The following is a 247-nucleotide window of genomic DNA, read 5'->3' as shown; positions in this document are numbered from 1 at the left end:
ATCGGCGCTGTTTCGTTTCACTACTGAGTTCGGCATGGGGTCAGGTGGGTCCAAAACGCTATTGTTACCAAGCAAATATGGTGCAAAGAATGAATGACAAGCACATAGTGCTACCATTTTCTTTGCGCAAGGTGCCTCAACTTTAACGCTGCGCGCTAAGAGCACCTCTAAATTTGGAAAATATCTGATAATATTTTTTAAGTCTTTGCGTAAATATCTACTTTAGTCATATTAACTTCTTGCTTGA

General features: G+C 40.1%; 1 rRNA gene. It reads right to left on the bottom strand.

Going from position 1 to position 247, the window contains the following annotated elements:
• Nucleotides 1-72, bottom strand: a 5S ribosomal RNA gene (gene rrf / locus AAEZ18_RS19380); the annotation flags it as partial.
• Between the last annotated feature and the right edge of the window lie 175 nt (nt 73-247).

The sequence above is a fragment of the Pseudoalteromonas sp. 19-MNA-CIBAN-0066 genome (assembly GCF_040308705.1).
Classification (GTDB): domain Bacteria; phylum Pseudomonadota; class Gammaproteobacteria; order Enterobacterales; family Alteromonadaceae; genus Pseudoalteromonas; species Pseudoalteromonas nigrifaciens.
This window is presented reverse-complemented; position numbering and strand designations above follow the sequence as displayed.